This window comes from Citrobacter sp. RHBSTW-00881, from assembly GCF_013728515.1.
GTDB lineage: Bacteria > Pseudomonadota > Gammaproteobacteria > Enterobacterales > Enterobacteriaceae > Citrobacter > Citrobacter braakii.
Window position 1 is genome coordinate 1,749,141 of sequence record NZ_CP056269.1, and the last position, 24,763, is coordinate 1,773,903.

25 protein-coding genes are annotated in these 24,763 nt (G+C 52.3%); 14 read left to right on the forward strand and 11 right to left on the reverse strand.

Translation table 11 applies throughout. From position 1 onward, the window contains the following. The first annotated feature begins 200 nt into the window (after nt 1-200). The 6 genes from folE (at nt 201) to mglC (ending at nt 7,121) form a co-directional block, all read left to right on the forward strand. On the forward strand, nt 201-869 hold the full coding sequence (gene folE / locus HV311_RS08250; RefSeq protein WP_003027410.1) for a GTP cyclohydrolase I FolE: 669 nt from the start codon (nt 201-203) through the stop codon (nt 867-869). A 14-nt stretch (nt 870-883) separates the two neighbouring features. Continuing rightward, on the forward strand, nt 884-2,041 hold the full coding sequence (yeiB, locus tag HV311_RS08255; protein ID WP_047500983.1) for a DUF418 domain-containing protein YeiB: 1,158 nt from the start codon (nt 884-886) through the stop codon (nt 2,039-2,041). A gap of 144 nt (nt 2,042-2,185) precedes the next feature. Further along, nucleotides 2,186-3,211 carry an HTH-type transcriptional regulator GalS gene (gene galS, locus HV311_RS08260; protein WP_016153720.1) on the forward strand — a complete coding sequence of 342 codons (1,026 nt, stop codon included), beginning with the start codon at nt 2,186-2,188 and terminating at the stop codon, nt 3,209-3,211. Nucleotides 3,212-3,504: 293 nt separating this feature from the next. Next, the gene (gene mglB / locus HV311_RS08265) at nt 3,505-4,503 is read left to right on the forward strand and encodes a galactose/glucose ABC transporter substrate-binding protein MglB (RefSeq protein WP_016153719.1); all 999 of its coding nucleotides are present in this window, start codon (nt 3,505-3,507) and stop codon (nt 4,501-4,503) included. Between the two features lie 71 nt (nt 4,504-4,574). Continuing rightward, nucleotides 4,575-6,095, forward strand: a complete 1,521-nt coding sequence (gene mglA, locus HV311_RS08270) for a galactose/methyl galactoside ABC transporter ATP-binding protein MglA (protein ID WP_016153718.1) — start codon at nt 4,575-4,577, stop codon at nt 6,093-6,095. A gap of 15 nt (nt 6,096-6,110) precedes the next feature. After that, the gene (mglC, locus tag HV311_RS08275) at nt 6,111-7,121 is read left to right on the forward strand and encodes a galactose/methyl galactoside ABC transporter permease MglC (protein WP_003027393.1); all 1,011 of its coding nucleotides are present in this window, start codon (nt 6,111-6,113) and stop codon (nt 7,119-7,121) included. 57 nt (nt 7,122-7,178) lie between these two features. Here mglC and preA read toward each other — a convergent pair whose 3' ends face one another. From preA to HV311_RS08315, 8 genes are all read right to left on the reverse strand, one after another. Next, the gene (gene preA / locus HV311_RS08280) at nt 7,179-8,414 is read right to left on the reverse strand and encodes an NAD-dependent dihydropyrimidine dehydrogenase subunit PreA (protein ID WP_019077224.1); all 1,236 of its coding nucleotides are present in this window, start codon (nt 8,412-8,414) and stop codon (nt 7,179-7,181) included. Then, entirely contained in the window at nt 8,408-9,649 is a 1,242-nt protein-coding gene (locus tag HV311_RS08285) for an NAD(P)-dependent oxidoreductase (RefSeq protein ID WP_191220952.1), read from the reverse strand. Before HV311_RS08285 ends, preA begins: the two co-directional genes overlap by 7 nt. A 232-nt stretch (nt 9,650-9,881) precedes the next feature. Beyond that, nucleotides 9,882-10,121 (reverse strand): DUF2542 family protein, encoded by a 240-nt coding sequence (locus HV311_RS08290; protein ID WP_016153715.1) that lies wholly within the window; start codon nt 10,119-10,121, stop codon nt 9,882-9,884. Between the two features lie 2 nt (nt 10,122-10,123). Continuing rightward, complete coding sequence (gene sanA, locus HV311_RS08295; protein WP_016153714.1) at nt 10,124-10,843, reverse strand: outer membrane permeability protein SanA; 720 nt, start codon at nt 10,841-10,843, stop codon at nt 10,124-10,126. 181 nt (nt 10,844-11,024) lie between these two features. Beyond that, nucleotides 11,025-11,909 (reverse strand): cytidine deaminase, encoded by an 885-nt coding sequence (gene cdd, locus HV311_RS08300; protein ID WP_016153713.1) that lies wholly within the window; start codon nt 11,907-11,909, stop codon nt 11,025-11,027. Nucleotides 11,910-12,057: 148 nt separating this feature from the next. Next, nucleotides 12,058-12,753, reverse strand: coding sequence for a CidB/LrgB family autolysis modulator (locus HV311_RS08305; protein WP_016153712.1), 696 nt, complete (start codon nt 12,751-12,753; stop codon nt 12,058-12,060). After that, on the reverse strand, nt 12,750-13,148 hold the full coding sequence (locus HV311_RS08310; protein ID WP_016153711.1) for a CidA/LrgA family protein: 399 nt from the start codon (nt 13,146-13,148) through the stop codon (nt 12,750-12,752). The genes HV311_RS08305 and HV311_RS08310 overlap by 4 nt, the downstream gene beginning before the upstream one ends. Before the next feature lie 131 nt (nt 13,149-13,279). Beyond that, nucleotides 13,280-14,188: a LysR substrate-binding domain-containing protein gene (locus HV311_RS08315; RefSeq protein WP_016153710.1), complete on the reverse strand. Its 909-nt coding sequence runs from the start codon at nt 14,186-14,188 to the stop codon at nt 13,280-13,282. 126 nt (nt 14,189-14,314) lie between these two features. Between HV311_RS08315 and mhbT the strand changes: the two genes are divergently transcribed. The 6 genes from mhbT (at nt 14,315) to dusC (ending at nt 20,312) form a co-directional block, all read left to right on the forward strand. Beyond that, nucleotides 14,315-15,673 carry a 3-hydroxybenzoate transporter MhbT gene (gene mhbT, locus HV311_RS08320; protein ID WP_016153709.1) on the forward strand — a complete coding sequence of 453 codons (1,359 nt, stop codon included), beginning with the start codon at nt 14,315-14,317 and terminating at the stop codon, nt 15,671-15,673. 11 nt (nt 15,674-15,684) lie between these two features. After that, a complete protein-coding gene (gene gtdA, locus HV311_RS08325) occupies nt 15,685-16,722 on the forward strand; it encodes a gentisate 1,2-dioxygenase (protein WP_049269049.1) in 1,038 nt (345 codons plus the stop codon). Between the two features lie 15 nt (nt 16,723-16,737). Further along, nucleotides 16,738-17,439: a fumarylacetoacetate hydrolase family protein gene (locus HV311_RS08330; RefSeq protein ID WP_049041063.1), complete on the forward strand. Its 702-nt coding sequence runs from the start codon at nt 16,738-16,740 to the stop codon at nt 17,437-17,439. A gap of 8 nt (nt 17,440-17,447) precedes the next feature. After that, nucleotides 17,448-18,092: a maleylacetoacetate isomerase gene (gene maiA, locus HV311_RS08335; RefSeq protein ID WP_191221184.1), complete on the forward strand. Its 645-nt coding sequence runs from the start codon at nt 17,448-17,450 to the stop codon at nt 18,090-18,092. A 14-nt stretch (nt 18,093-18,106) separates the two neighbouring features. Further along, complete coding sequence (locus HV311_RS08340) at nt 18,107-19,300, forward strand: 3-hydroxybenzoate 6-monooxygenase (RefSeq protein ID WP_191220953.1); 1,194 nt, start codon at nt 18,107-18,109, stop codon at nt 19,298-19,300. A gap of 61 nt (nt 19,301-19,361) precedes the next feature. Then, the gene (gene dusC / locus HV311_RS08345; RefSeq protein ID WP_049269043.1) at nt 19,362-20,312 is read left to right on the forward strand and encodes a tRNA dihydrouridine(16) synthase DusC; all 951 of its coding nucleotides are present in this window, start codon (nt 19,362-19,364) and stop codon (nt 20,310-20,312) included. Nucleotides 20,313-20,896: 584 nt separating this feature from the next. On the opposite strand, the gene HV311_RS28215 is transcribed toward dusC, so the two are convergent. Further along, the gene (locus HV311_RS28215) at nt 20,897-20,980 is read right to left on the reverse strand and encodes a membrane protein (RefSeq protein ID WP_019077217.1); all 84 of its coding nucleotides are present in this window, start codon (nt 20,978-20,980) and stop codon (nt 20,897-20,899) included. A 68-nt stretch (nt 20,981-21,048) separates the two neighbouring features. Next, nucleotides 21,049-21,783 (reverse strand): class I SAM-dependent methyltransferase, encoded by a 735-nt coding sequence (locus HV311_RS08350; RefSeq protein WP_016153703.1) that lies wholly within the window; start codon nt 21,781-21,783, stop codon nt 21,049-21,051. 169 nt (nt 21,784-21,952) lie between these two features. Here HV311_RS08350 and mdtQ point away from each other — a divergent pair, with 169 nt between their 5' ends. Beyond that, nucleotides 21,953-23,392: a multidrug resistance outer membrane protein MdtQ gene (mdtQ, locus tag HV311_RS08355; RefSeq protein WP_191220954.1), complete on the forward strand. Its 1,440-nt coding sequence runs from the start codon at nt 21,953-21,955 to the stop codon at nt 23,390-23,392. A gap of 24 nt (nt 23,393-23,416) precedes the next feature. On the opposite strand, the gene HV311_RS08360 is transcribed toward mdtQ, so the two are convergent. After that, nucleotides 23,417-23,989, reverse strand: coding sequence for a DedA family protein (locus HV311_RS08360; protein WP_016153701.1), 573 nt, complete (start codon nt 23,987-23,989; stop codon nt 23,417-23,419). Nucleotides 23,990-24,153: 164 nt separating this feature from the next. Between HV311_RS08360 and HV311_RS08365 the strand changes: the two genes are divergently transcribed. Further along, complete coding sequence (locus HV311_RS08365) at nt 24,154-24,741, forward strand: Yip1 family protein (protein ID WP_016153700.1); 588 nt, start codon at nt 24,154-24,156, stop codon at nt 24,739-24,741. Nucleotides 24,742-24,763 lie beyond the last annotated feature (22 nt).

Sequence of the window (24,763 nt, forward strand, 5' to 3'; positions counted from 1 at the left end):
AACTTTACATTAACACTCGACGTCACCGGGTAGAACGACAAGTGAAATCGCTACGCTGAAAGGCTGTGCCAATTTCAATAATTATCGCGGTGAATACTGGATTATGTGCGCCGCCTCACGCACAATGTTCTGGCTGTGATACAGCCTAAAAACTTTGCCCCATGCAGGGCAGAGGCGCCCCACCTGCAGGAGAAGAAGAAATGTCATCACTCAGTAAAGAAGCGGCCCTGGTTCATGAAGCGCTGGTCGCGCGTGGTCTTGAAACGCCACTACGCCCGCCCGTGCAAGAGATGGATAACGAAACGCGCAAACGTCTTATCTCGGGCCATATGACCGAGATTATGCAGTTGCTCAATCTCGATTTGAGCGATGACAGTTTGATGGAAACTCCGCATCGCATTGCGAAAATGTATGTCGATGAGATTTTCTCCGGCCTCGACTACGCCAACTTCCCGAAAATTACCGTCATTGAAAACAAAATGAAGGTGGACGAGATGGTCACGGTCCGCGATATCACGCTGACCAGCACCTGCGAACACCACTTTGTTACTATCGATGGCAAAGCGACGGTGGCGTATATCCCGAAAGATTCGGTTATTGGTCTGTCGAAGATTAACCGCATTGTGCAGTTTTTCGCACAGCGTCCGCAGGTACAGGAACGTCTCACCCAGCAAATTCTCACCGCGCTGCAAACGCTTCTCGGGACGAATAATGTGGCGGTGTCGATTGATGCGGTACATTACTGTGTGAAAGCGCGTGGCATTCGCGATGCGACCAGTGCAACGACGACCACTTCTCTTGGCGGATTGTTTAAGTCCAGCCAGAACACGCGTCAGGAATTCCTGCGCGCAGTACGTCATCACAACTGATTAGGGCAGGGACCATGGAGCGTAATGTCACGCTGGATTTTATTCGTGGCGTCGCCATTCTTGGTATCCTGCTTCTCAATATTAGCGCCTTTGGCCTGCCAAAGGCGGCATACCTCAATCCCGCGTGGTATGGCAACATCACCTTATCCGACGCTTGGACCTGGGCGCTGCTCGATCTCTTTGCGCAGGTAAAATTCCTCACGCTGTTTGCGCTGCTGTTCGGTGCCGGTCTGCAAATGCTGCTCCCGCGCGGCAAACGCTGGATCCAGTCGCGGCTTACGCTGCTGGTTCTATTGGGTTTTATTCACGGTTTACTCTTCTGGGATGGCGATATCCTGCTGGCATATGGCTTAATCGGCCTGATTTGTTGGCGGTTGATCCGTGATGCGCCGTCGGTAAAAAGCTTATTTAACACCGGCGTACTGCTTTATCTGGTGGGCGTTGGCGTATTGCTGCTGCTGGGGGTAATCTCCGGGAGTGAAACCAGTCGTGCCTGGACGCCGGATGCCTCAGCGTTGCTGTATGAAAAATACTGGAAAATAAACGGTGGAATGGAAGCCGTCAGCAATCGCGTGGATATGATGTCCAATAGCTTGCTGGCGCTGGGCGCACAGTACGGCTGGCAACTGGCGGGGATGATGCTGCTCGGCGCGGCATTGATGCGCAGCGGTTGGTTAAAAGGGCAGTACAGCTTACAGCATTACCGACGCACCGGTGTACTGCTGGTCATTCTCGGGATGGCGATTAACCTGCCTGCTATCGTCGCTCAGTGGCATCTGGACTGGGCATATCGCTGGTGTGCCTTCTTGCTACAAGCCCCGCGAGAGCTGGGCGCGCCGTTGCAAACTATTGGTTACGCCGCGCTGATGTTCGGCTTCTGGCCGCAGCTTAGCCGCTTAAAATGGGTCATTGCTATCGCCTGTGTGGGGCGCATGGCATTAACTAACTATCTGTTACAAACCTTAATCTGCACCACGCTGTTTTACCAGGTCGGCTTATTTATGAAATTTGACCGACTGGAGCTGCTGTATTTCGTCATTCCGGTTTGGGCCGTTAACCTACTTTTCTCTGTCATATGGCTACGTTTTTACCGCCAGGGCCCGGTGGAATGGCTGTGGCGTCAATTAACCCTGCGTGCTGCGGGGACATCATTGCCGCGTACATCCAGATAACGATCTGGATCACATTCATTAACAAAACGGATGTAAGCGCTTTCATTCCTGTGACATCTCTCACGCAGTGCGTTTCATTGTGCTGACAAAATACCCAGCCTGGGGTGTCTGCGGGCAACCGCAATCTAAAACAGGGCAGTGAATATGATCACCATACGTGATGTGGCACGACAGTCTGGCGTTTCTGTAGCGACCGTTTCCCGCGTACTGAACAACAGTGCGCTGGTGAGTCCCGATACGCGTGAAGCGGTAATGAAGGCAGTTACTCTGCTGGGCTATCGACCTAATGCCAACGCGCAAGCGCTGGCGACGCAGGTGAGCGACACGATTGGTGTTGTGGTCATGGATGTATCAGACGCCTTTTTTGGCGCGCTGGTAAAAGCCGTGGATATGGTTGCCCAGCAGCATCAGAAGTATGTCCTGATTGGCAACAGCTACCATGAGGCTGAAAAAGAACGTCATGCCATTGAGGTGTTGATTCGTCAGCGCTGTAACGCACTGATTGTACACTCTAAAGCACTGAGCGATCGGGAACTCGCCGAGTTTATGGATCAGATCCCCGGTATGGTGCTAATCAACCGTCTGGTGCCGGGTTACGCCCACCGCTGCGTCTGTCTGGATAACATCAGCGGTGCCAAAATGGCGACCCGAATGCTGCTGAATAATGGTCATCAACGCATCGGTTATCTGGCGTCAAGCCATCGCATTGAAGATGACACCATGCGCAAAGAAGGGTGGTTAACAGCCCTGAAAGAGCAGGGGATTGTTGCGGCAGAAAGTTGGGTCGGCACCGGTTCGCCTGATATGCAGGGTGGAGAGTCTGCGATGGTAGAACTGCTGGGACGTAACTTACAACTGACGGCAGTTTTCGCCTATAACGACAATATGGCTGCCGGCGCGCTGACCGCGCTAAAAGACAACGGCATCGCTATTCCATTACACCTTTCTATCATTGGCTTTGATGATATTCCTATCGCGCGTTACACCGATCCGCAACTGACCACCGTACGCTATCCCATTGCCTCCATGGCAAAAATGGCGACGGAGCTTGCGCTACAGGGGGCTGCAGGCACGTTAGACCCGGAGGCGACGCATTGCTTTATGCCGACGCTGGTGCGTCGCCATTCAGTGGCGCTACGGCAGAATGCGGCACCGATCACTAACTCATAACGTTGCGCGATGTAACCGCTTTCAATATGTGAGTAAATTCACAGTATATTAACAATGCGATAGCTATGATGACACTGTTTGTTGCGCTGTAACTACTATGTAACGGTGAATAATCACTTTCACCGAGGTAAAGGTGCCTTAAACAAAAATTAAAGCCTGTTTTTGGAGCGTTGCCAGACACGGAAGAAATATTTTTTAAAAGTGAGCTTCGGCGTTCAGTAACACTTCAGTAACGTTCTGCCTGCCGAGCATTTATCTCAAGTACTACCCTGCATAATAAAACCGGAGATACCATGAATAAGAAGGTGTTGACCCTGTCTGCTGTAATGGCAAGCATGTTATTCGGCGCGGCTGCGCACGCTGCTGATACCCGCATTGGTGTGACTATCTATAAGTATGACGATAACTTTATGTCTGTAGTACGTAAGGCTATTGAAAAAGATGCCAAAGCGGCGCCAGATGTACAGCTGCTGATGAATGACTCGCAGAACGACCAGTCCAAACAAAACGACCAGATCGACGTGCTGCTGGCAAAAGGCGTTAAAGCACTGGCGATTAACCTGGTTGACCCGGCAGCGGCAGGCACGGTCATTGAAAAAGCACGCGGGCAGAACGTACCGATCGTGTTCTTTAACAAAGAACCTTCTCGTAAGGCGCTGGACAGCTATGACAAAGCGTTTTACGTCGGTACCGACTCTAAAGAGTCCGGTATTATTCAGGGTGATTTGATCGCCAAACACTGGGCAGCTAACCCGAACTGGGACCTGAACAAAGACGGCAAAATTCAGTTTGTTCTGCTGAAAGGCGAACCGGGACACCCGGACGCTGAAGCACGTACCACTTACGTGATTAAAGAGCTGAACGATAAAGGCATTAAAACTGAGCAACTGCAGTTAGATACTGCAATGTGGGATACCGCTCAGGCAAAAGATAAAATGGATGCATGGATGTCCGGTCCGAATGCCAACAAAATCGAAGTGGTTATCGCAAACAACGATGCGATGGCAATGGGCGCAGTTGAAGCACTGAAAGCGCACAACAAAACCAGCGTACCGGTATTTGGTGTGGATGCGCTGCCTGAAGCGCTGGCTCTGGTGAAATCTGGCGCAATGGCTGGTACCGTGCTGAACGACGCCAACAACCAGGCGAAAGCCACCTTCGATCTGGCGAAAAACCTGGCTGACGGTAAAGGTGCGGCAGATGGCACTAACTGGAAAATTGAGAACAAAATTGTTCGGGTTCCGTACGTAGGTGTCGATAAAGATAATCTGGCAGAGTTTACCAATAAGTAAATATTCCGTCTTTGGGCGCAATGTCATTGCGCCCTTAATAACGCACTCTGCAAGGCCAACAAGGTATAATTATGGTCAGCACACATACTCAGTCGTCAGGCGAATACTTGTTGGAAATGACCGGCATCAACAAGTCCTTCCCCGGCGTTAAGGCTCTTGATAATGTCAATTTAAAAGTCCGCCCACATTCCATTCATGCCTTAATGGGGGAGAATGGCGCGGGGAAATCAACATTATTGAAATGTCTTTTCGGCATCTATCAAAAAGATTCCGGTAGTATTTTATTTCAGGGTAAAGAAATCGATTTTCATTCTGCTAAAGAAGCGCTTGAAAATGGTATTTCGATGGTACACCAGGAATTAAACCTGGTATTACAACGTTCTGTGATGGATAACATGTGGCTGGGACGCTATCCCACCAAAGGCATGTTTGTCGATCAGGACAAAATGTACCGCGATACCAAAGCGATATTTGATGAGCTGGATATTGATATCGATCCGCGTGCGCGTGTTGGTACATTATCCGTTTCTCAAATGCAGATGATTGAAATTGCGAAAGCGTTCTCCTATGACGCAAAAATCGTCATCATGGATGAGCCAACGTCATCGTTAACCGAGAAAGAAGTTAATCATCTGTTTACCATTATCCGTAAGCTGAAAGAGCGTGGATGCGGTATTGTTTATATTTCTCACAAGATGGAAGAAATCTTCCAGCTATGCGATGAAATTACCGTGCTGCGCGATGGCCAGTGGATTGCGACCCAGCCGCTGGAAGGGCTGGATATGGATAAGATCATCTCCATGATGGTCGGCCGTTCACTGAACCAACGTTTTCCGGATAAAGAAAATAAACCCGGTGAAGTCATTCTGCAAGTACGTAACCTGACCTCGCTGCGTCAGCCGTCGATTCGGGATATCTCGTTTGATTTGCACAAAGGGGAAATTCTCGGGATTGCCGGGTTGGTCGGCGCAAAACGTACTGATATCGTTGAAACGCTTTTTGGTATTCGTGAGAAATCATCGGGTACGATTACGCTACACGGCAAAAAGATTAATAACCACAGCGCAAATGAGGCCATTAATCATGGTTTTGCGCTGGTCACGGAAGAGCGCCGCTCAACCGGTATTTACGCGTATCTGGATATTGGTTTTAACTCGTTAATCTCCAATATCCAAAACTATAAAAATAAAGTTGGTCTGCTGGATAATTCCCGCATGAAGAGTGATACCCAGTGGGTAATTGACTCAATGAGGGTGAAAACGCCGGGCCATCGTACACAAATCGGTTCACTGTCCGGTGGTAATCAGCAAAAGGTGGTTATTGGTCGCTGGTTATTAACGCAGCCAGAAATCCTGATGTTAGATGAACCCACGCGTGGTATCGATGTTGGCGCGAAATTTGAAATTTATCAGCTGATTGCCGAACTCGCGAAAAAGGATAAGGGGATTATTATTATTTCCTCTGAAATGCCGGAGCTGCTAGGTATTACCGATCGTATTCTGGTGATGAGCAATGGTCTCGTTGCCGGAATTGTTGACACTAAAACAACAACGCAAAACGAAATCCTCCGTCTTGCGTCTTTGCACCTTTAAGATTAGGGGCTCCTCATGAGTGCGTTAAATAAGAAAAGTTTTCTTACTTATCTGAAAGAAGGCGGAATTTACGTTGTTCTTTTGGTTTTGCTGGCGATTATTATTTTCCAGGATCCCACTTTCTTAAGCTTACTGAACCTGAGTAATATTCTGACGCAATCCTCGGTGCGTATTATTATCGCATTGGGTGTGGCCGGGCTGATTGTTACCCAAGGGACAGACCTGTCGGCGGGACGTCAGGTTGGCCTGGCGGCAGTCGTGGCGGCAACCTTGCTACAGTCGATGGAGAACGCCAACAAGGTGTTCCCGGAAATGGCTACAATGCCAATCATCGTGGTGGTGCTGATTGTTTGCGTGATTGGCGCCATTATCGGTCTGGTGAACGGTATTATCATTGCTTATCTGAATGTGACGCCGTTTATTACCACCCTGGGTACGATGATCATCGTTTACGGGATCAACTCCCTGTACTACGACTTTGTCGGCGCATCGCCAATTTCTGGCTTTGACAGCGGATTCTCCACCTTCGCGCAGGGCTTTATTGCGCTGGGTAGTTTCCGCCTCTCCTACATCACCTTCTATGCGCTGATTGCGGTGGCGTTTGTCTGGGTGCTGTGGAACAAGACCCGCTTCGGTAAAAACATTTTCGCCATCGGCGGAAACCCTGAAGCCGCGAAAGTGTCTGGGGTCAACGTTGCGCTGAACCTGCTGATTATCTATGCGTTGTCTGGCGTGTTTTATGCCTTCGGTGGTTTGCTCGAAGCCGGGCGTATCGGCTCGGCGACTAACAACCTCGGCTTTATGTATGAGTTGGATGCGATTGCGGCGTGCGTGGTTGGCGGCGTGTCGTTCAGCGGCGGGGTAGGGACCGTGTTTGGCGTGGTGACCGGTGTGATTATCTTCACCGTCATCAACTACGGTCTGACCTACATTGGCGTGAACCCTTACTGGCAGTACATTATCAAGGGCGGCATTATCATCTTCGCGGTCGCGCTGGACTCACTGAAGTACGCGCGTAAGAAGTAATCGTATAACGCAAAAAGCCCGGTGCAGCGTAATCTGTACCGGGCTTTTTTGTCAGCGTTACAACGTTAACGCATGCTCTTTCTCACCGGATTTAAATTTCACCTCACCCAGCTCAATACAGGCTACCGGGCAAACGTGCCCACACAACAGGCATCCCACACATTTTTCTGTGTTGCAATGCGGTGTGCGGGTTTCCTCATTCCATTCCATCGCCTGATGTCCGCCGTCATAACAGGAGATGTAGCAGCGGCCACAGCCAACGCATTTATCAAGATGGATGTTCGGGTAGACGATGTAGCTACGGTCAAGATCCTCCGCGGGGATGATATTGGCATTGGCAAGACCAACCATCTCCTCCAGTGAATCAAACCCTTGATCGGCGAGGTAATGTGACAGCCCGCTGGTCATGTCCTCCACAATCCGGTAGCCATACTGCATGATCCCGGTGGTCACCTGCAGCGTGGCCGCGCCTAACAGTAAAAACTCGGCGGCATCTTCCCAGGTCTCAATTCCCCCGATGCCGCTAATCGGGAAATCGCGCAGTTCAGGGTGCATGCGCAGTTGTTGGATAAATCGCAAAGCAATAGGTTTAACGGCCTTGCCGGAGTAGCCGGAAATACTGGATTTACCGTTGACGATCGGCATCCCGATTTTTCGGTTCAGGTCGATATTCGTGATGGATTTAACCGTATTGATGGTCGCGATACCGTCGGCACCTCCGTGTTTTGCTGCCAGAGCCACCTCACACATATCACCAATGTTCGGTGTCATTTTCGCCAGCATCGGCAGGGACGAGCCGCGTTTAACGGCCCGACAATACTTTTCAACCAGCTCAGGGCTTTGCCCGACATCGCTACCCATGGCATGTGAGGTCATTTGCGGGCACGAGAAGTTACACTCGATCATGTCGGCACCCGCGTCTTCAACCAGGCGGGCCAGTTCCTGCCATTGCTGCTCATTTTCCCCCATAATCGACGCAATCAGGACTTTGTCCGGGTAGTCCTGTTTCAGTCGACGAATTGCGGCCAGATTCTCCTCCAGCGGATGCTCGGCAATTTGTTCCATATTTTTGAAGCCAATAAAGCCGGTATCTTCTTTGGTGAGATGGTCAAAGCGTGGGGAGACTTCATTAGCAATAAAGAACCCGATCGTTTTAAAAACAATGCCACCCCAGCCGCTATCATAGGCTTTGGCGCACATTTCATAACAGTTGCCCACCGGAGAGGAAGAGAGGCAGAACGGGTTGGGGAATTTGACGCCGCAAAAAGTAATAGAAAGATCTTTCGTTAACATGAGCAAGCTCCCTCTAAATAGTGATGAATGGCCTGAGCGGCTTCTTTTCCCGTTTTCACGGCGTAAACAACGGTTTTATCGCCTTTAACAATATCCCCCGCAGCAAACAGAGCCGGATCGGCGGTTTGATAATTGTGCGTATCGATAAGATTGCGCTGTGGTTTTAACGCGGCGAAATTATCAAGCTGAGCATGTTGGCCGACGGCGAGAATAATCTGTTCGGCTTCAAGCGTGAGTTCTCCTGGCAGGCGTACGTGCTTAAAGGTGACTCGATTTCCGCTAACCGCCACGGGCGTGAAGCCGTCAATTATCGACACCCCTAAAGCCTGTGTGCTGCTGAATTCTTTGTCGCTGGCCGGGAAGTCGGCGAGTTCTTCACGCGCGACACAGGTGACTGACGGGCAGCCCAGCAGCTTCAACGTACTGGCGACATCCATCGCCACGTCGCCACCGCCGATGATTAATGCACTTTGTGCGACGGTAATATCGCCGTTGGATTGCCGGGCTCGTTGCAGAAAATCGACGGCGATTTCGACGTGATTCGCCCTCTCAAACAGAGGTAATGTTGAACCGTAAGACATCCCAACGGTAACCAGTACGGCGCGGTATTCTGCTTTGAGTTGCTCAACGGAAAGGGCATTGCCGACTTCACAATTGCACTTGATGGTCACGCCCATTTCAACGATACGGGCAATTTCAAGATCCAAAACTGCTTGCGGCAGACGAAACTCTGGAATGCCATAACGCAACCAGCCACCTGGCTGGGCCTGTTTTTCGAAGATTGTCACATCATAACCAAGATTACTTAGCGTTACGCTGGCCTGTAATCCTGCCGGACCCGCACCGATGATAGCTACTTTGCCGAGCGTTTTTGTTGCCAGCTGATAGATTTTCATTGCGGTCTGCTGTTCAAAATCGGTAATAAAGCGTTGCAGACGTGCAATATCGATAGGTTTATCAATTCCTGAGCGCGTACATCCGCGCTGGCATAATTTTTCGGTTGGGCAAACCCGGGCGCACACCGCACCGAGCGCATTATTTTCGCGGATAGTTTCGGCAGCGCCTTTAAAATTACGAAAATAAATAGAGCGAATAAATTTCCCTGGGTCTGTTTGCGCCGGGCAATCATGACTACAGGGGGCGTCGTGACATAATAAACAGCGAGAAGCCTCTTTTATTGCTAATAATGGGGTAAAAGCAGGCGTGAGCTCATCCAGATAATTTTGTTGTAGCATATTTTCTTCCTTAATGCTTGAGTAAATTAAGGCAAACCGTTAATAACAAAATATAAAAAGTGAAGGCTATTCTTAAGGCTAAGCACTGCAGGAAGAGTATTCTGTGAAAGGATTCACAAATAGAAGATAGTCTGAGGGAAATGCTGGCGGGCAGCATTAATCCCTTACATTGAAATGGTAACTATTATCAAAATATTAGCTATTCTCAAATGCTAATATAAAGGAAAATTCTCTAGCGATAAAAGACTAAGTAAATAACCATCCCGAAGGATAAACATCCGCACCCGGCATAAACCAGCACATAAGACCAAAATTGCAGGGGCTCTTGATTGCGATAAGCGTAAACCGGTTCGCGTGCATTCTTTTTAATTTTATCTACGGCCCCAGAGCGCCAGCCTTTCCATGCTTCGCGAAAACAAAATACGGGAATGAGCAGAAAGGCCAACACGACGAAAAGGGTTTGTACATCCATGCTTATTTTCCTTGTTTCTTTTGTAATTCGAGTAGTTGTTCAGGCGTGACCGCCGGATATCCCTGTGCATCGTCCGGTACCTGATGCATGGTAGGGATGGGCACCAGCGGGCCTAAAAAGCGGGGTTCACGTTTGAAAATATAGAGATCGGCCAGTGCGCCAAAGCGGGCGCCAAATTCACGTACCCGCACGGTGAGCATATCTTTTGGTGAGGGCACCGCATAGCACTGGGCCTGGATGCCCATATGCAGCGCAATAAACAAGGCGCGCTCACAGTGGAATCGCTGAGTAATAATGATGAAATCGTTGGTATCGAACACCTTGCGGGTTCGTACAATCGAATCGAGCGTCCGGAACCCGGCGTAATCAAGCACGATATCAGCGGGATCGACACCTGCGGCAATTAGATCTTTACGCATCGTCATGGGTTCGTTGTAGCTTTGTTGTGCGTTGTCGCCGCTCAGCAGCAGATAGTTTACCTTTCCACTGTTATAGGCGTTCAATGCGCCCTGAATGCGGTAGCGGTAATACTGGTTGATGACACCGGTGCGATAGTATTTCGCCGTGCCCAGGACCACACCGACCTGGCGATAGGGTAAATCCTGCAATTCGTCGTAGATGTAGGGAGCCGTCTTCCAGCTCATCCACCTGTCGAGCCCAAGCACAGTCAAAAGCAGCAAGCCTACCAGGACTAACAGGCTGTAAAACACGCGCTTTAACATGCAGAAAACTCGTTATTTGGATGGAATTTCAATCAGGCTACTGTACCGGAAGACGTAGCGCAAGAAACAGCAATCTGATTGAGGGGATTTTCAGCAAAACGGCCCTGTTGGATGGTAGCAACAGCAAATCTGGCCGACAACCTGGAGCGATTGCAGGCCAGATAAGCGTAGCGCCAGGCAATTAACCGAGCAGCACGCGCTCAATATTATTGCAGCCCAGCGCTTTCAGGGTAGCGGAGGTCGCATCCCACTGAATCAACGGCGCATCGGCTTTTTCAGCCAGCACAGCACGCTGGATATCCGGGTAGTCATAACCGTTAAGGTTCAACAGGTTTAACGCGCCTTGCAGCGGCGGCAGGGTCGGGTTGAAGGCGGCATTTTCCGCATAGCTACCGCTAAAAATTCGACCATCTTTACATTCCAGCGCCACGCCGCTTGGGGAGTTGCTGTACGGCATATGACATCTGTTGGCGGCGGTGATAGCCGCTTGGGTCAACGCATCGCCCTGCAGCGCGAAGCCGTGATCCTGATCGTCCATCAGCAGTGTTTTAATCTCCAGATCTTTCGGTCCGAAGGCGTCTGGCAGGTAATCGCGCAGCACGTGTGGCGCACGTCCCGGCAGATGAATACGTAAATCCAGTCCACTGTTCAGTTCGTTCATAAACTGGCGACAGTGGCCGCACGGCGTGTAGTTGACGGTGATGGCGGCGAGCCCTTTTTCACCGCGCAGCCAGGCATGGCTAATGGCGCTTTGCTCGGCATGAACGGTTTGCTGCATGGTCGCCCCCAGGAACTCCATGTTGCCACCGAAGTACCAGGTGCCGCTGATGCCGCGAGAAATTGCCCCAACGTTGAAGTTGGACAGCGGAGTACGCGCGCAGGCCGCAGCCAGCGGCAGTAGAGCGAATGCCAGCGCGTCTTCGTCCAGTCCCGATTCGCGTTTCAGCAAAGAGACCTGCTCAGCAGTCAGCATGGCGGGGAAATGCGCATCCGCCAGAACAGGCGCCAGGGCTGATTGCAAGTTATCCGCGAGTTGGGCAAAAGCAGTTTGAAAACGTGGATGCATGGCGATGCCTCATAACAATGTAATGGAATCGTAGTTTACGGGCCTGTTACGGCTTTATATGTGATCCAAATCTCATTGTGTATGCAACTTATGAAACTTAAATTAAAAATGTGCAACGCATCGCAAATAATTAGCCAAAAATTGAAGGTTAACCGACCAGGGCCAGAATAATCGGGAACAGGAATGGGGCGACCAACGAGGTGATAATGCCGCAAATAACCAGCGCCAGAGAGCTAAACGCGCCTTCCTGATAGTCCAGCTCTGCACAGCGTGCGGTACCCAGGGCGTGCGAAGCGGTACCCATAGCCAGTCCACGTGCGGCTTTGGTGCGAATACGCATCGCATTGAGCAAAGTATGACCAAACACAGCCCCGAGGATACCAACAAAAATGACGCACACGGCGCTGATGGCCGGAATACCACCAATACTGCCTCCCACTGCCATAGCGATAGGCGTGGTTACCGATTTCGGCATGATTGACGCAGCAATTTGCGGCGATGCGCCCATCAACAAGGCGATTGTTGTACCTGTAACCATCGCCACAACGCTCCCCGCAAAGCAGATGGCAATAATTGATTTCCAGCGAGCGCGAATCTGGTGCAGCTGTTCGTATAACGGATAGGCCAGCGCGACCACGGCAGGTTGCAGCAAATCGTTCAGCACCTCACTGCCTTTGAAATAGTGATCGTAGGGAATTCCGGTCAGCATCAGAATGGGAATGATCACCACCATGGCGACCAGTAGCGGGTTCAATAGCGGCATTTTAAATCGTGCAGCCAGCTTACGTGCGCCAAAAAATACCGCCAGGGTAAGGGGTAACGACCACCAGATATACGACATCATTCTTTAGACCCTTTTTGCCCAACGATTTTGCGCTCACCGTGCACAATGTGAGAACTCCAGCTCACCACCAGGAAAACGACCAGCGTACTGATGGTACAGGACACCACCACCGGACCAAATTGTGCACGGAGCAGATCAAAGTACTGCATGATCCCCACGCCAATCGGGACAAACAGCAGGGCCATATAGCGAATCAGCACATAGCAGCCGGGGTTAACCCATTTTGCCGGTAGCACCTGCAAAGCCAGTAAGACAAACAGAATCAGCATGCCGATAATGCTGCCCGGAATGGTGATGGGGAGTAGCGATGCAAGAAAAATACCTGCATAGAGGCAGGCATAAATCAGGACGAATGCGCGCAAATATTGCCAGATAATGTTCAGTGCTTTGCTCATAGTTGAAACCCTTGACGAGACTGATTCATCATACAATTAAACTTCAAAACGTGCTACCGATCACATCATGAATTCTAAGCATAGAAGAAATAGATATCTGGAACATCGGGCGATGGCCCTAACTGTTCACGTTAAACCTGTGCCAGGTAATACAGAAAACGATTCAGGGCGGTCGTGGGCGTTTCATTGTTGCGCCAGAACACGCCTACGCTGCCTTTTTGTTCAATCTTCGGCAGATTCAGGATAGCCAGCTGTCCCTGGGCGGCATAACGCTGCGCCAGGCGTAGAGAAAGAATAGAGATCATGTCGCTACTTTGCAGCAGGTTGGTGCTGACGTTTATCGACGCCGACTCAATGATGTTTTCCGGTAGCATGACGCCGTTATCTACCAGCGCGTTGTCAATGCTTATCCGGATGGGCGTTCCCGTCGGCCAGACAATCCAGCGCCAGTTAGCCAGATCATGCCAGGTGAGCAGGGGATATTTTGCCAGTGGATGGTCGGGGCGCGCGACGAAACAGACCGGCTCGGTATACAGCACCTGGTAATTGAGCGGCAACTGAAGCGCCCGGCCACCGACGCGTCCGACCACCACATCCACCGAACCCGCGAGCAGATCGTGCAGCAGCGGGGTCATCACCTTCTCTTCAATATTAAGATGCAAGGTCGGCAGCTCTGTGAGCAAACCCAGTATCGCCTGTGAAACGCAGTCCGTCGCCACCGGCGAGCAGCCAATCTTCAGACTCCCCACCAGGCCTCCCTGCTTAAAACGGGCGATTTCATACTGTGAACGTTCCATATCATTGATCAGGCGTTGGGCATGCTGCAGTAGCAGCTTGCCGCCTTCTGAAGGGCGTAAGCCTTTGCTATGACGTTCAAAGAGTGTGATACCCATCTCATCTTCGAGCTGTGATAACCATTTTGACAACGCTGGCTGGGTGATATTCATCATTCGGGCGACGTGAGTCAAATTCCCCTGTTCGCCCAGCGCAATAAGCGTTTGCAGGTGGTGTAACTTAAGTTTCTGCGCCCAGTTAGCCATTTGCTATAACCTCCAGGTTATGCCTCTGCATGAAAAGCCATTGTACATTTCATCTCCAAACATACAAAGTCGCAACATACCTAAAACAAAACAGACATCTACTCTACCTGCACTGAGGCATTCACTATGACTCAACAACGTGATCTACAAGCACTGATCGATTCCGCCCCCGTCGGTAAGACCCAGTGGCGCGTTATCATTTGCTGTTTTTTGGTCGTCATGCTCGACGGTTTTGATACCGCGGCTATTGGTTTTATCGCGCCCGACATTCGCACCCACTGGCAACTGACGGCCGGAGATCTGGCGCCGCTGTTTGGCGCAGGCCTGCTGGGTCTGACCGCTGGCGCACTGCTCTGCGGTCCGCTATCGGATCGTTTTGGCCGCAAACGGGTGATTGAACTCTGCGTGGCGCTGTTCGGCGCACTGAGCCTGATCTCGGCTTTTTCCCCCGATCTGCAAACGCTGGTTTTTTTGCGCTTCCTTACCGGGTTAGGCCTGGGCGGCGCGATGCCAAATACTATCACTATGACCTCAGAATACCTGCCAGCGCGTCGGCGTGGTGCACTGGTCACCATGATGTTCTGCGGTTTTACCCTGGGCTCGGCGATGGGCGGGATTGTCAGCGCACAGCTGGTGCCGGTTATTGGCTGGCACGGCATCCTGGTGCTGGGAGGCGTGCTACCGCTGATGCTGTTTGTGGCTCTGCTGTTTGCGCTGCCGGAATCCCCGCGCTGGCAGGTTCGTCGTCAGTTGCCGCAAAACGTGATTGCCAGAACCGTCAGCGCCATCACCCGGGAACGTTATGACAATACCCAATTTTATCTCAACGAGGGCGCCGCGATTGCCAAAGGCAGCATTCGCCAGCTGTTCGTCGGGCAACAGTTGCCCATTACCCTGATGTTATGGGTGGTGTTCTTTATGAGCCTGCTGATTATTTATCTGCTCTCCAGCTGGATGCCAACGCTGCTTAACCATCGCGGAATTGACCTGCAGCATGCCTCATGGGTGACCGCCGCCTTTCAGATTGGCGGTACGCTCGGTGCGCTGGTGCTGGGAGTGCTGATGGATAAATACAACCCTTTCCGCGTGCTGGCAGTGAGCTATGCGCTGGGTGCGGTGTGTATTGTCATGATTGGTCTGAGCGAGAACGGCCTGTGGCTGATGGCGCTGGCCATTTTTGGCACCGGCATCGGCATCAGCGGTTCGCAGGTGGGCCTGAATGCCTTAACCGCCACGCTTTATCCGACGCAGAGCCGGGCCACGGGCGTCAGCTGGTCTAATGCGATTGGCCGCTGCGGCGCGATTGTCGGCTCGCTCTCCGGCGGCGTGATGATGGCGATGAATTTCTCATTCGATAACCTGTTTTTCATTATTGCCGTTCCGGCGGCCATCAGCGCGGTGATGCTTATGCTGCTGACGGTTGTTATCCGCCAGTCGGCCTCTGTCCCTGACGCGTTGTCACGCGTAGGCATCGTGAACAAATAAGGAGAATCTCTATGTCAGAACTTAATCAGGATGTTAAGAACAGCCGTCAGCAGTTTTACCAGCATATTTCCGGGCAGAATCTGACCCCTCTGTGGGAGTCGCTGCACCGCCTGGTACCGCCAACGCCGAACGCACATTGTGCTCCTGCGTACTGGAACTACCAGGAGATCCGCCCGCTGCTGCTGGAAAGCGGCGATCTGATTGGCGCGAAAGAGGCAATTCGTCGCGTACTGGTGCTGGAAAACCCCATGCTGCGCGGACAGTCTTCAATCACCCCAACGCTGTACGCCGGATTGCAGTTAATCATGCCGGGCGAGGTTGCGCCGAGTCACCGGCATAATCAGTCTGCGCTGCGCTTTATTGTCGAAGGGAAAGGGGCATTTACCGCGGTGGATGGCGAGCGCACCAAAATGCATGAAGGCGATTTTATTCTGACGCCACAGTGGCGCTGGCACGACCACGGCAACCCAGGCAGTGAACCGGTGGTGTGGCTGGACGGTCTGGATCTGCCACTGGTGAATCTGCTGGGTTGCGGCTTTGCGGAAGATTACCCGGAGGATCAGCAACCAGTCACGCGCAAGGAAGGGGATTACTTACCACGCTACGCGGCCAATATGCTGCCGCTGCGTCATCAGAAGGGTAACTCATCGCCAATTTTCAACTATCGCTACGATCGCAGCCGTGAAGCGCTGCATGACCTGACCCGCATGGGCGACGCCGATGAGTGGGACGGTTACAAGATGCGTTACGTCAACCCGGTAACCGGTGGTTATCCCATGCCTTCGATGGGGACCTTTTTACAACTGTTGCCGAAGGGCTTTTCCTCGCGGATGGCGCGTACCACCGACAGCACTATCTATCACGTGGTGGAAGGAAGCGGGCAGGTCACCATCGGCACCGAGATCTTCAATTTTTCGCCAAAAGATATCTTCGTGGTGCCAACCTGGCACGGCGTGTCATTCCAGGCCCACGAAGATGCCGTCTTATTTAGTTTTTCGGACAGACCGGTTCAGGAAGCGCTGGGGTTGTTCCGTGAAGCACGTTATTAATTTGGGAGAGAGAAAATGACGCAATACGTATTCGAACCACAAGCGCCTGTTACCGTTCCGGTCGTTGGCAGTAATGAACAGTTTCCCGTGCATCGCGTTTACTGCGTGGGCCGCAACTATGCCGCTCATGCACGTGAAATGGGTTTTGATCCGGATCGCGAACCGCCGTTCTTCTTCTGTAAACCTGCCGATGCGGTGGTCCCGGTGGCGGCCGGTCAAACCCTCGAGCTGCCATACCCGTCGCAGACCGATAACTATCACTATGAGATAGAGCTGGTGGTGGCGATCGGTAAAAAGGGCAGCGATATACCGCTGGAAAAAGCGCACGAATATATCTGGGGCTATGCCACTGGTCTGGATATGACCCGCCGCGACAGGCAGATGGAGATGCGCCAGATGGGGCGTCCGTGGGAAATCGGCAAAGCATTTGATCTCTCAGCCCCCATCGCGCCGCTGCATAAAGCCAGCGAAAGTGCGGATGTTAACAACGCGCCTATCTGGTTGCAGGTCAACGGCGACGATCATCAGCGTAGCGATATTCGCCACCTCATCTGGTCCGTTAATGAAACGATTAGCTATCTGTCCGGCTTTTTCGAACTACAGCCGGGTGATTTGATCTACACAGGCACGCCAGAGGGCGTGGGCGCAGTGGTGAAAGGAGATGTGATCACCGGCAATGTAGACGGTTTAACCCCCATCGCTGTGAAGATTGTCTGAGGTGGATGATGAAGCTGTACAGTTTCTTTAACAGCTCCGCGTCATATCGCGTACGCATTGCGCTGGCGCTGAAGGGGCTTGATTACCAGACGGTGGGTGTCAACATTCGCATCGGTCAGCAGAACGAGCTGGCCTACCGGCGGATGAACCCGGTAGGGCTTGTACCGACGCTGGTCACTGATGAGGGAGAATCACTCGGGCAGTCGCTGGCGATAACCGACTGGCTGGATGGTCACTTTCCGCAGTCGCCGCTGCTGCCAGCCGACTTCCCGACGCGCAGCCGGGTGCTGGAAATTGTTTATGCCATCGCTTGTGATATCCATCCCGTGAATAACATGCGGGTACTGTGCTACCTGAGCGAAGAGCTAAAGGTCAGTGAAGAGGATAAAAAACGCTGGTATGCGCACTGGATCCAGCAAGGGTTAAGCGCGGTTGAACAGATGCTGCGCCAGAGTCACTCGGGGACATTCTGCGTGGGGGATGCGCCGACGCTGGCGGATTGCTGTCTGATCCCGCAGTGGGCGAACGCGTTACGTATGGGCTGTGATCTGAGCGGGTATCCGCGCTGTAAGGCGGTATACGATGCCTGTACCCAGCTTCCGGCGTTTATCGCCGCCGCGCCCGAGAATCAACAAGACAAAATTCCAGCCTGATAAGGAGAACGACAATGGCTAAAGTGACACGCGCAATTATCGTGGGTGGCGGGATTGGCGGCGCGGCGACCGCGTTATCGCTGGCCCGTCAAGGCATTAAAGTGATGTTGCTGGAGAAAGCGCACGAGATTGGTGAGATTGGTGCCGGCATTCAGCTCGGGCCGAACGCGTTTTCTGCTCTGGACAGCCTTGGCGTGGGTGACGTCGCTCGTCAGCGCGCCGTTTTTACCGATCACATCACCATGATGGATGCGGTAAACGCGAAAGAGGTTGTACGCATTGAAACCGGGCAGGCGTTCCGCGATCACTTTGGCGGTCCTTATGCGGTTATCCATCGGGTTGATATTCATGCTTCTGTCTGGGAAGCGGCACTGGTTCATCCCAACGTTGAGTATCGCACTTCAACTAACGTGATTGATATTCGCCAGACAGAAGATGAGGTGACGGTATTTGATGAGCACGGTAACAGCTGGACAGCGGATATTTTGGTGGGCTGTGACGGTGTGAAGTCGGTTGTGCGTCAGTCTCTGATTGGCGATGCGCCACGCGTTACCGGGCACGTGGTCTATCGCGCGGTGATTGATTGCGATGATATGCCGGAAGATTTGCGCATTAACGCGCCGGTGCTGTGGGCCGGACCGCACTGCCACCTGGTGCACTATCCACTGCGTGGCGGCAAGCAGTATAACCTGGTGGTGACCTTCCACAGTCGTCAGCAGGAGGAGTGGGGGGTAAAGGATGGCAGTAAAGAGGAAGTGCTCTCCTATTTTGCCGGTATTCATGCGCGTCCGCGTCAGATGCTGGATAAGCCGACCTCATGGCGTCGTTGGTCCACCGCTGACCGCGAACCGGTAGAGAAATGGGGGACCGACCGCATTACGCTGGTGGGTGATGCTGCGCATCCGGTGGCACAATATATGGCGCAGGGCGCCTGTATGGCGCTTGAAGATGCCGTCACTCTCGGTAAGGCGTTACAGCAGTGTGACGGCGATGCGGCTGATGCCTTTGCCTTGTATGAGTCGGTGCGTATTCCGCGTACTGCGCGCATCGTCTGGTCGACGCGCGAAATGGGACGTGTGTACCACGCCGCAGGCGTCGAGCGCCAGGTGCGTAATCTGCTGTGGAAAGGCAAATCTCAGGCGGAATTTTATCGTGGTATGGAATGGCTGTACGGCTGGAAAGAAGATAACTGCCTGTTGCCGCGCTGAGCCTCTTTAATCTCCCGAACGGAGGCGCTACCATAGCGCCTCTTTTTTTGCGGGTGACGATATGCGTGTTTTACTGGCGCCGATGGAAGGCGTGCTCGACTCACTGGTGCGCGAGCTGCTGACTGAAGTGAATGATTACGATCTGTGCATCACCGAGTTTGTGCGCGTGGTGGATCAGCTCCTGCCGGCAAAAGTATTCCATCGGCTCTGCCCGGAACTGCAGAACAATAGCCGGACGCCATCCGGCACGCGGGTGCGCATACAGTTGCTGGGGCAGTATCCGCAGTGGCTGGCGGAGAACGCGGCGCGCGCGGTAGAACTGGGCTCGTTTGGTGTCGATCTGAACTGTGGCTGCCCGTCGAAGCTGGTCAACGGCAGCGGCGGTGGCGCAACGTTATTAAAAGATCCTGAACTCATCTACCGGGGCGCAAAAGCCATGCGCGAGGCGGTGCCTGCGCATCTCCCCGTGACGGTGAAAGTGCGTCTGGGCTGGGACAACAGCGACAGGCAGTTTGAAATTGCTGATGCCGTTCAGCAGGCGGGCGCCAGCGAGCTGGCGGTGCATGGCCGAACCAAGGAACAGGGCTATAAGGCCGAACATATCAACTGGCAGGCGATCGGTGAGATCCGCCAGCGGCTTACCATTCCGGTTATCGCGAATGGCGAAATCTGGGACTGGCAAAGCGCTCAAGACTGTATGGCTATCAGCGGATGCGATGCGGTGATGATTGGCCGTGGGGCATTAAATATTCCGAACCTGAGCCGTGTGGTGAAGTACAACGAGCCACGTATGCCGTGGCCTGATGTCGTGATGCTGTTGCAAAAATATACTCGTCTTGAAAAGCAGGGTGATACCGGGCTGTATCACGTGGCGCGGATTAAACAATGGTTAGGGTATTTGCGTAAAGAATACTCAGAAGCAACCGCGCTGTTTCAGGAAATCCGCGCATTAAACAATTCACCGGATATCGCGCGCGCGATTCAGGCCATTGATATCGCTAAATTGCATTAACACATTAATCGGCCACCGGAGTGGAAGTACTTGTCGATGAAGAATTATTGAGGACATGTGATTCTTGCTCAGGGTTCCGTTCACCTCAGCGGAGTCATTTCTCTGAAGCGCAGATACCCGTGAACGCGCAAGGGAGACTCACGGCGGGAAAATCGTCGCTACGCGATTCATTCGTCTTATCGCCTCATCGATTTTCAGCCGGACCGGGGTCATCGCTGCAACGCACTGACTTCCAGTTAAATCTGTTTTGCTGTTCAGATAAAAAACGCAGGTGGTCAGGTGTGGGCTGGTCCGGCTGAAAATTGCCGACGTGTTTCCGTAAGGCCGGGAGAACCCGCAGGGATGCGGGTTCAGGGCGCGTTTTACAGGGAAGTTTCCTCGCGCCCGGCCCGGTAGCCTGGAGGAATAAACGGAGGGGACCGCGGAGCGGCAATTTTCCCGCCGGGAGCCGGGATTGTTAAGGGTACGGCGATAGTACCCTTAACACGTTCACAGGGAGGATCGTTTCAGAGAAGTGAAAAACATAAGGTGAACGTAGCAATACACCGGAGGCAACAAATTCATCACCAACGGAATAACCTTTTTCAAAAAATCATCTTAAACACGCCAGTTACCACCAATAACCCAATCAGAAAAATAACTAAAATAATCCACAGTAAGATTTTCATCAGCGTTCCTTTTTTGGTGAGTTCAGGTTAAGTATAGGAAAGCCTCTGAAAATCTTCCTGTAATGACCTTACTCCGGTTTACGTGCGCTGAGCAGAAACACCATTGGCCGCTCTTTTTCTTCATCCAGCGCCGGGTTTTCAGCAATCTGTTCAGCGGACGGTCCCCATTCATCGACACAAACGATTTCGAATCCGGCGGCTATCAGCGCATTAATCCAGGTCGCCAGCTTACGGTGCTGTTTTTTGACACCCTCCGCGAACCAGTTACTGATGCGTGTGCCTTCCTGCTGATAATGATTGACCGGCCAGGACTGTTGCCCGGTTTTATCTTTTATCCAACCTTGATTAAGCGGTGCAGTATAAATGGGATGCTCGGCAGAGAATACCAACATGCCTCCCGGTGTTAACGACTGGTAAATCGTTACGAATAATCGCGCGATATCGCGCAAATAGTGCAGGGCAAGTGAGCTGTAAACCAGGTCAAAGGAATTTGGCGACAGGGAAAGCGTTTCGAGATCTTCACGGCGATAAACGATGCCATTACCCTGCGTCATGCTGTGCGCCTGAGTTAACATCTTTTGTGAAATATCCAGTCCCACTACGCTGGCCGCCTGGTTATCGCGCGCGTAGCGGCAAAACCAGCCATATCCGCAACCCAAATCGAGGATATTTTTTCCCTGTAGAGCGGGGAGCATCGCTTGTATTGTCGGCCATTCTGGCGCACCGTCGAGCCCTTTTACTGAACGGTCCAGCGTGGCATATCCGGCAAAGAACTCGGGATCGTCATAGATATTCTGTGACATAATGTCTCCATCCATAAATTATTAAAATTAATTAATCTAAATTATTTGTTGGGTGTATATTTTGCCGATTATATATTTTTATTGCCAAAGGTGTATTGCCACGCGTAACTAAAAAAGGAAACGCGACAAGTCGTAATCTCAGCACATCTTTTCTTACCTGTGTCTCTCCATGAATCGTAATTCTGCTTTTGTCACGACGGCATTGTTGCCGCTTTTTATTTTGATGTCAGGTTGCGCGCCGATGCATGATGACCGCCAGTCTCTGTCACAGCAGACCCCCGCTGCGAATGTCGATACCACATTGCCTGCGGCGTTAAAAAATGGCTGGCCGGACAGCCAATGGTGGAAGGCATACCATGACCCCCAGCTTAATGCGCTGATTGACAGCACGTTACGAAACTCTCCTGATATGCAGGTCGCGGAACAGCGCATTCAACTGGCGGAGGCGCAGGCTAAGGCTGTGGAGGCGCAGGATGGCCCGGAGATCGATTTCTCAGCAGATGTGGAGCGTCAGAGAATGTCAGCCGAAGGGCTGATGGGTCCGTTTGCCATTACCGATCCGGCCGCCGGGACGACCGGGCCGTGGTACACCAACGGCACCTTTGGTTTAACTGCTGGCTGGAATCTGGATCTGTGGGGTAAAAATCGGGCCGAAGTGACGGCACGTATTGGGGCCGTTAAGGCGCGTGAAGCCGAGCGCGAGCAAACGCGACAGGTGCTGGCGAGCGGTGTGGCTCGTCTTTACTGGGAATGGCAAACGCAGGCCGGGCTGAAAACCGTGTTGACGCAAATCGAAACCGAGCAGCAGAACGTCATTAACGTTGATCGTCAACTGTATCAAAATGGTCTTACTTCTTCGGTGGAAGGCGTTGAAACCGATATCGATTCCAGCAAAACAGAGCAGCAGCTGAACGATGTCAGCGGTAAAATGAAGGTAATTGAAGCGCGGTTGAGCGCGCTGACCAACTCGCAGTCCACAGCCCTGAAACTCCATTCGACCCCGCTGCCCGCGGTGGAAAGCCAGCTCCCGTCCCAGCTAGGTTATTCGCTGCTGGCCCGCCGACCGGATTTGCAGGCGGCGCACTGGTACATAGAGTCATCGCTGAGCAGCATTGATGCGGCGAAAGCGGCGTTTTATCCCGATGTAAATCTGATGGCATTTTTACAACAGGATGCGTTACATCTGAGCGACTTGTTTCGCCATTCCGCGCAGCAAATGGGCGTAACGGCCGGGCTGACGCTGCCTATCTTTGATAGCGGCAGGCTGAACGCGAATCTCGACATTACTCAAGCGCAAAGCAACCTGACGGTGGCGAATTACAACAAAGCCGTGGTGGATGCGGTGAATGACGTGGCGCGTGCAGCATCGCAGGTAGAAACACTGGCGCAGAAGAATCAGCATCAGCAGCAGATTGAGCATGATGCACTGCGCGTAGTGGCTCTGGCGCAGGCGCGCTTCAATGCCGGAATTATTGCGGGCTCCCGGGTCAGTGAGGCAAAGATCCCGGCATTACGTGAACAGTGCAACGCTCTGCTTTTACAAGGGCAATGGCTGGATGCCTCAATCCAGTTGAACCGTGCGCTGGGGGGCGGCTACCACGCTTCGTAACGCACCCACCCGGTAGACATCGCGCTACCGGGCTGTACTTTTGCTGCTGCGTTTTTTTAACCACCACCGAACGCCAGGCACCAGCACAATCACCAGAGCCAGCCATATCCAGTGCTTAATATGCTGGTCGAGATTGTGTAGCCACGGTGCAATGACTTCTCCCCCCACATAGCCCAGCGTGGTAAATATCAGCGCCCACGCCAGCGCCCCCAGAATATTCAACGGCAGGAAAATTTTAGGCGGCAAATGGCTTGCGCCAATCAGCAATGGGCCGATTACGCGAAAACCATACATAAAACGGGTGCCAATCACGAACAGATAAGGACGGCGCTGGATCATTTTCTGCGCCCGGCGGATTTTGTCGCGATGTTTTGAGAAACGACGCAAAATTTTTCCACCGTAACGACGCCCAAGCAGATACAGCAATTGATCGCCAATCATCCCGCCCAGGGCCACAGAGATAACCACCAGAGGAAATTTAAGTAATCCCTGATGTGCCGCCACGCCGCCCAGCAGGGTAATGGTTTCACCTTCGGCCAAACTGCCAATGACCAATGCGGCGTAACCGTAATGTGCAATAAGACTGTTTATATCCATATGTCTGGATGACCTCCCGACGTTAAGCATACACCCTGTGAATCATCGTGGGGTTTAAAAGCGCTGAATTAGCGGTTCGTCATTTTTGTTGTTGTACAAAAATTAATCCAAAGCTGAATTATACTTGAACTGTTGAGGTCCGGAGCTGACAAGAAGGGGGCGGTATGAACCATGTCTGGGGGCTGTTTTCCCATCCCGATCGTGAAATGCATGTGATCAACAGCGAAAACGAAAGCGTTTCGCATCACTATACCCACCATGTACTGCTGATGGCGGCAATCCCGGTTGTTTGTGCGTTCATCGGTACCACACAAATCGGCTGGGATTTTGGCGATGGCAATATCCTGAAATTATCCCTGTTGACTGGATTTGCAATGGCGATTCTGTTTTACGGGGTGATGCTGGCGGGCGTTGCCGTCATGGGCCGGGTTATCTGGTGGATGGCGCGTAACTACCCGCAGCGTCCGTCGCTGGCGCATTGTATGGTCTTTGCCGGATATGTCGCGACGCCGCTGTTTTTAAGCGGGCTGGTCGCACTTTATCCGCTGGTCTGGCTGTGCGCATTAGTCGGGACTCTCGCGCTGTTTTACACCGGTTATTTACTTTATCTCGGCATTCCAACGTTCCTGAATATCACTCGTGAGGAAGGGTTGAGTTTTTCCAGTTCGACGCTGGCGATCGGTGTGCTGGTACTGGAAGTTCTGCTGGCTATTACGGTAATCCTGTGGGGTTACGGCTATCGGTTATTCTGACGGATAAACCTGTCTACGCTGC

What these genes read in the sequence shown, in the direction of transcription:
- folE (WP_003027410.1), top strand. Translation starts at nt 201, where the DNA reads ATGTCATCACTCAGTAAAGAAGCGGCCCTGGTTCATGAAGCGCTGGTC.
- yeiB (WP_047500983.1), top strand. Translation starts at nt 884, where the DNA reads ATGGAGCGTAATGTCACGCTGGATTTTATTCGTGGCGTCGCCATTCTT.
- galS (WP_016153720.1), top strand. Translation starts at nt 2,186, where the DNA reads ATGATCACCATACGTGATGTGGCACGACAGTCTGGCGTTTCTGTAGCG.
- mglB (WP_016153719.1), top strand. Translation starts at nt 3,505, where the DNA reads ATGAATAAGAAGGTGTTGACCCTGTCTGCTGTAATGGCAAGCATGTTA.
- mglA (WP_016153718.1), top strand. Translation starts at nt 4,575, where the DNA reads ATGGTCAGCACACATACTCAGTCGTCAGGCGAATACTTGTTGGAAATG.
- mglC (WP_003027393.1), top strand. Translation starts at nt 6,111, where the DNA reads ATGAGTGCGTTAAATAAGAAAAGTTTTCTTACTTATCTGAAAGAAGGC.
- preA (WP_019077224.1), bottom strand. Translation starts at nt 8,414, where the DNA reads ATGTTAACGAAAGATCTTTCTATTACTTTTTGCGGCGTCAAATTCCCC.
- HV311_RS08285 (WP_191220952.1), bottom strand. Translation starts at nt 9,649, where the DNA reads ATGCTACAACAAAATTATCTGGATGAGCTCACGCCTGCTTTTACCCCA.
- HV311_RS08290 (WP_016153715.1), bottom strand. Translation starts at nt 10,121, where the DNA reads ATGGATGTACAAACCCTTTTCGTCGTGTTGGCCTTTCTGCTCATTCCC.
- sanA (WP_016153714.1), bottom strand. Translation starts at nt 10,843, where the DNA reads ATGTTAAAGCGCGTGTTTTACAGCCTGTTAGTCCTGGTAGGCTTGCTG.
- cdd (WP_016153713.1), bottom strand. Translation starts at nt 11,909, where the DNA reads ATGCATCCACGTTTTCAAACTGCTTTTGCCCAACTCGCGGATAACTTG.
- HV311_RS08305 (WP_016153712.1), bottom strand. Translation starts at nt 12,753, where the DNA reads ATGATGTCGTATATCTGGTGGTCGTTACCCCTTACCCTGGCGGTATTT.
- HV311_RS08310 (WP_016153711.1), bottom strand. Translation starts at nt 13,148, where the DNA reads ATGAGCAAAGCACTGAACATTATCTGGCAATATTTGCGCGCATTCGTC.
- HV311_RS08315 (WP_016153710.1), bottom strand. Translation starts at nt 14,188, where the DNA reads ATGGCTAACTGGGCGCAGAAACTTAAGTTACACCACCTGCAAACGCTT.
- mhbT (WP_016153709.1), top strand. Translation starts at nt 14,315, where the DNA reads ATGACTCAACAACGTGATCTACAAGCACTGATCGATTCCGCCCCCGTC.
- gtdA (WP_049269049.1), top strand. Translation starts at nt 15,685, where the DNA reads ATGTCAGAACTTAATCAGGATGTTAAGAACAGCCGTCAGCAGTTTTAC.
- HV311_RS08330 (WP_049041063.1), top strand. Translation starts at nt 16,738, where the DNA reads ATGACGCAATACGTATTCGAACCACAAGCGCCTGTTACCGTTCCGGTC.
- maiA (WP_191221184.1), top strand. Translation starts at nt 17,448, where the DNA reads ATGAAGCTGTACAGTTTCTTTAACAGCTCCGCGTCATATCGCGTACGC.
- HV311_RS08340 (WP_191220953.1), top strand. Translation starts at nt 18,107, where the DNA reads ATGGCTAAAGTGACACGCGCAATTATCGTGGGTGGCGGGATTGGCGGC.
- dusC (WP_049269043.1), top strand. Translation starts at nt 19,362, where the DNA reads ATGCGTGTTTTACTGGCGCCGATGGAAGGCGTGCTCGACTCACTGGTG.
- HV311_RS28215 (WP_019077217.1), bottom strand. Translation starts at nt 20,980, where the DNA reads ATGAAAATCTTACTGTGGATTATTTTAGTTATTTTTCTGATTGGGTTA.
- HV311_RS08350 (WP_016153703.1), bottom strand. Translation starts at nt 21,783, where the DNA reads ATGTCACAGAATATCTATGACGATCCCGAGTTCTTTGCCGGATATGCC.
- mdtQ (WP_191220954.1), top strand. Translation starts at nt 21,953, where the DNA reads ATGAATCGTAATTCTGCTTTTGTCACGACGGCATTGTTGCCGCTTTTT.
- HV311_RS08360 (WP_016153701.1), bottom strand. Translation starts at nt 23,989, where the DNA reads ATGGATATAAACAGTCTTATTGCACATTACGGTTACGCCGCATTGGTC.
- HV311_RS08365 (WP_016153700.1), top strand. Translation starts at nt 24,154, where the DNA reads ATGAACCATGTCTGGGGGCTGTTTTCCCATCCCGATCGTGAAATGCAT.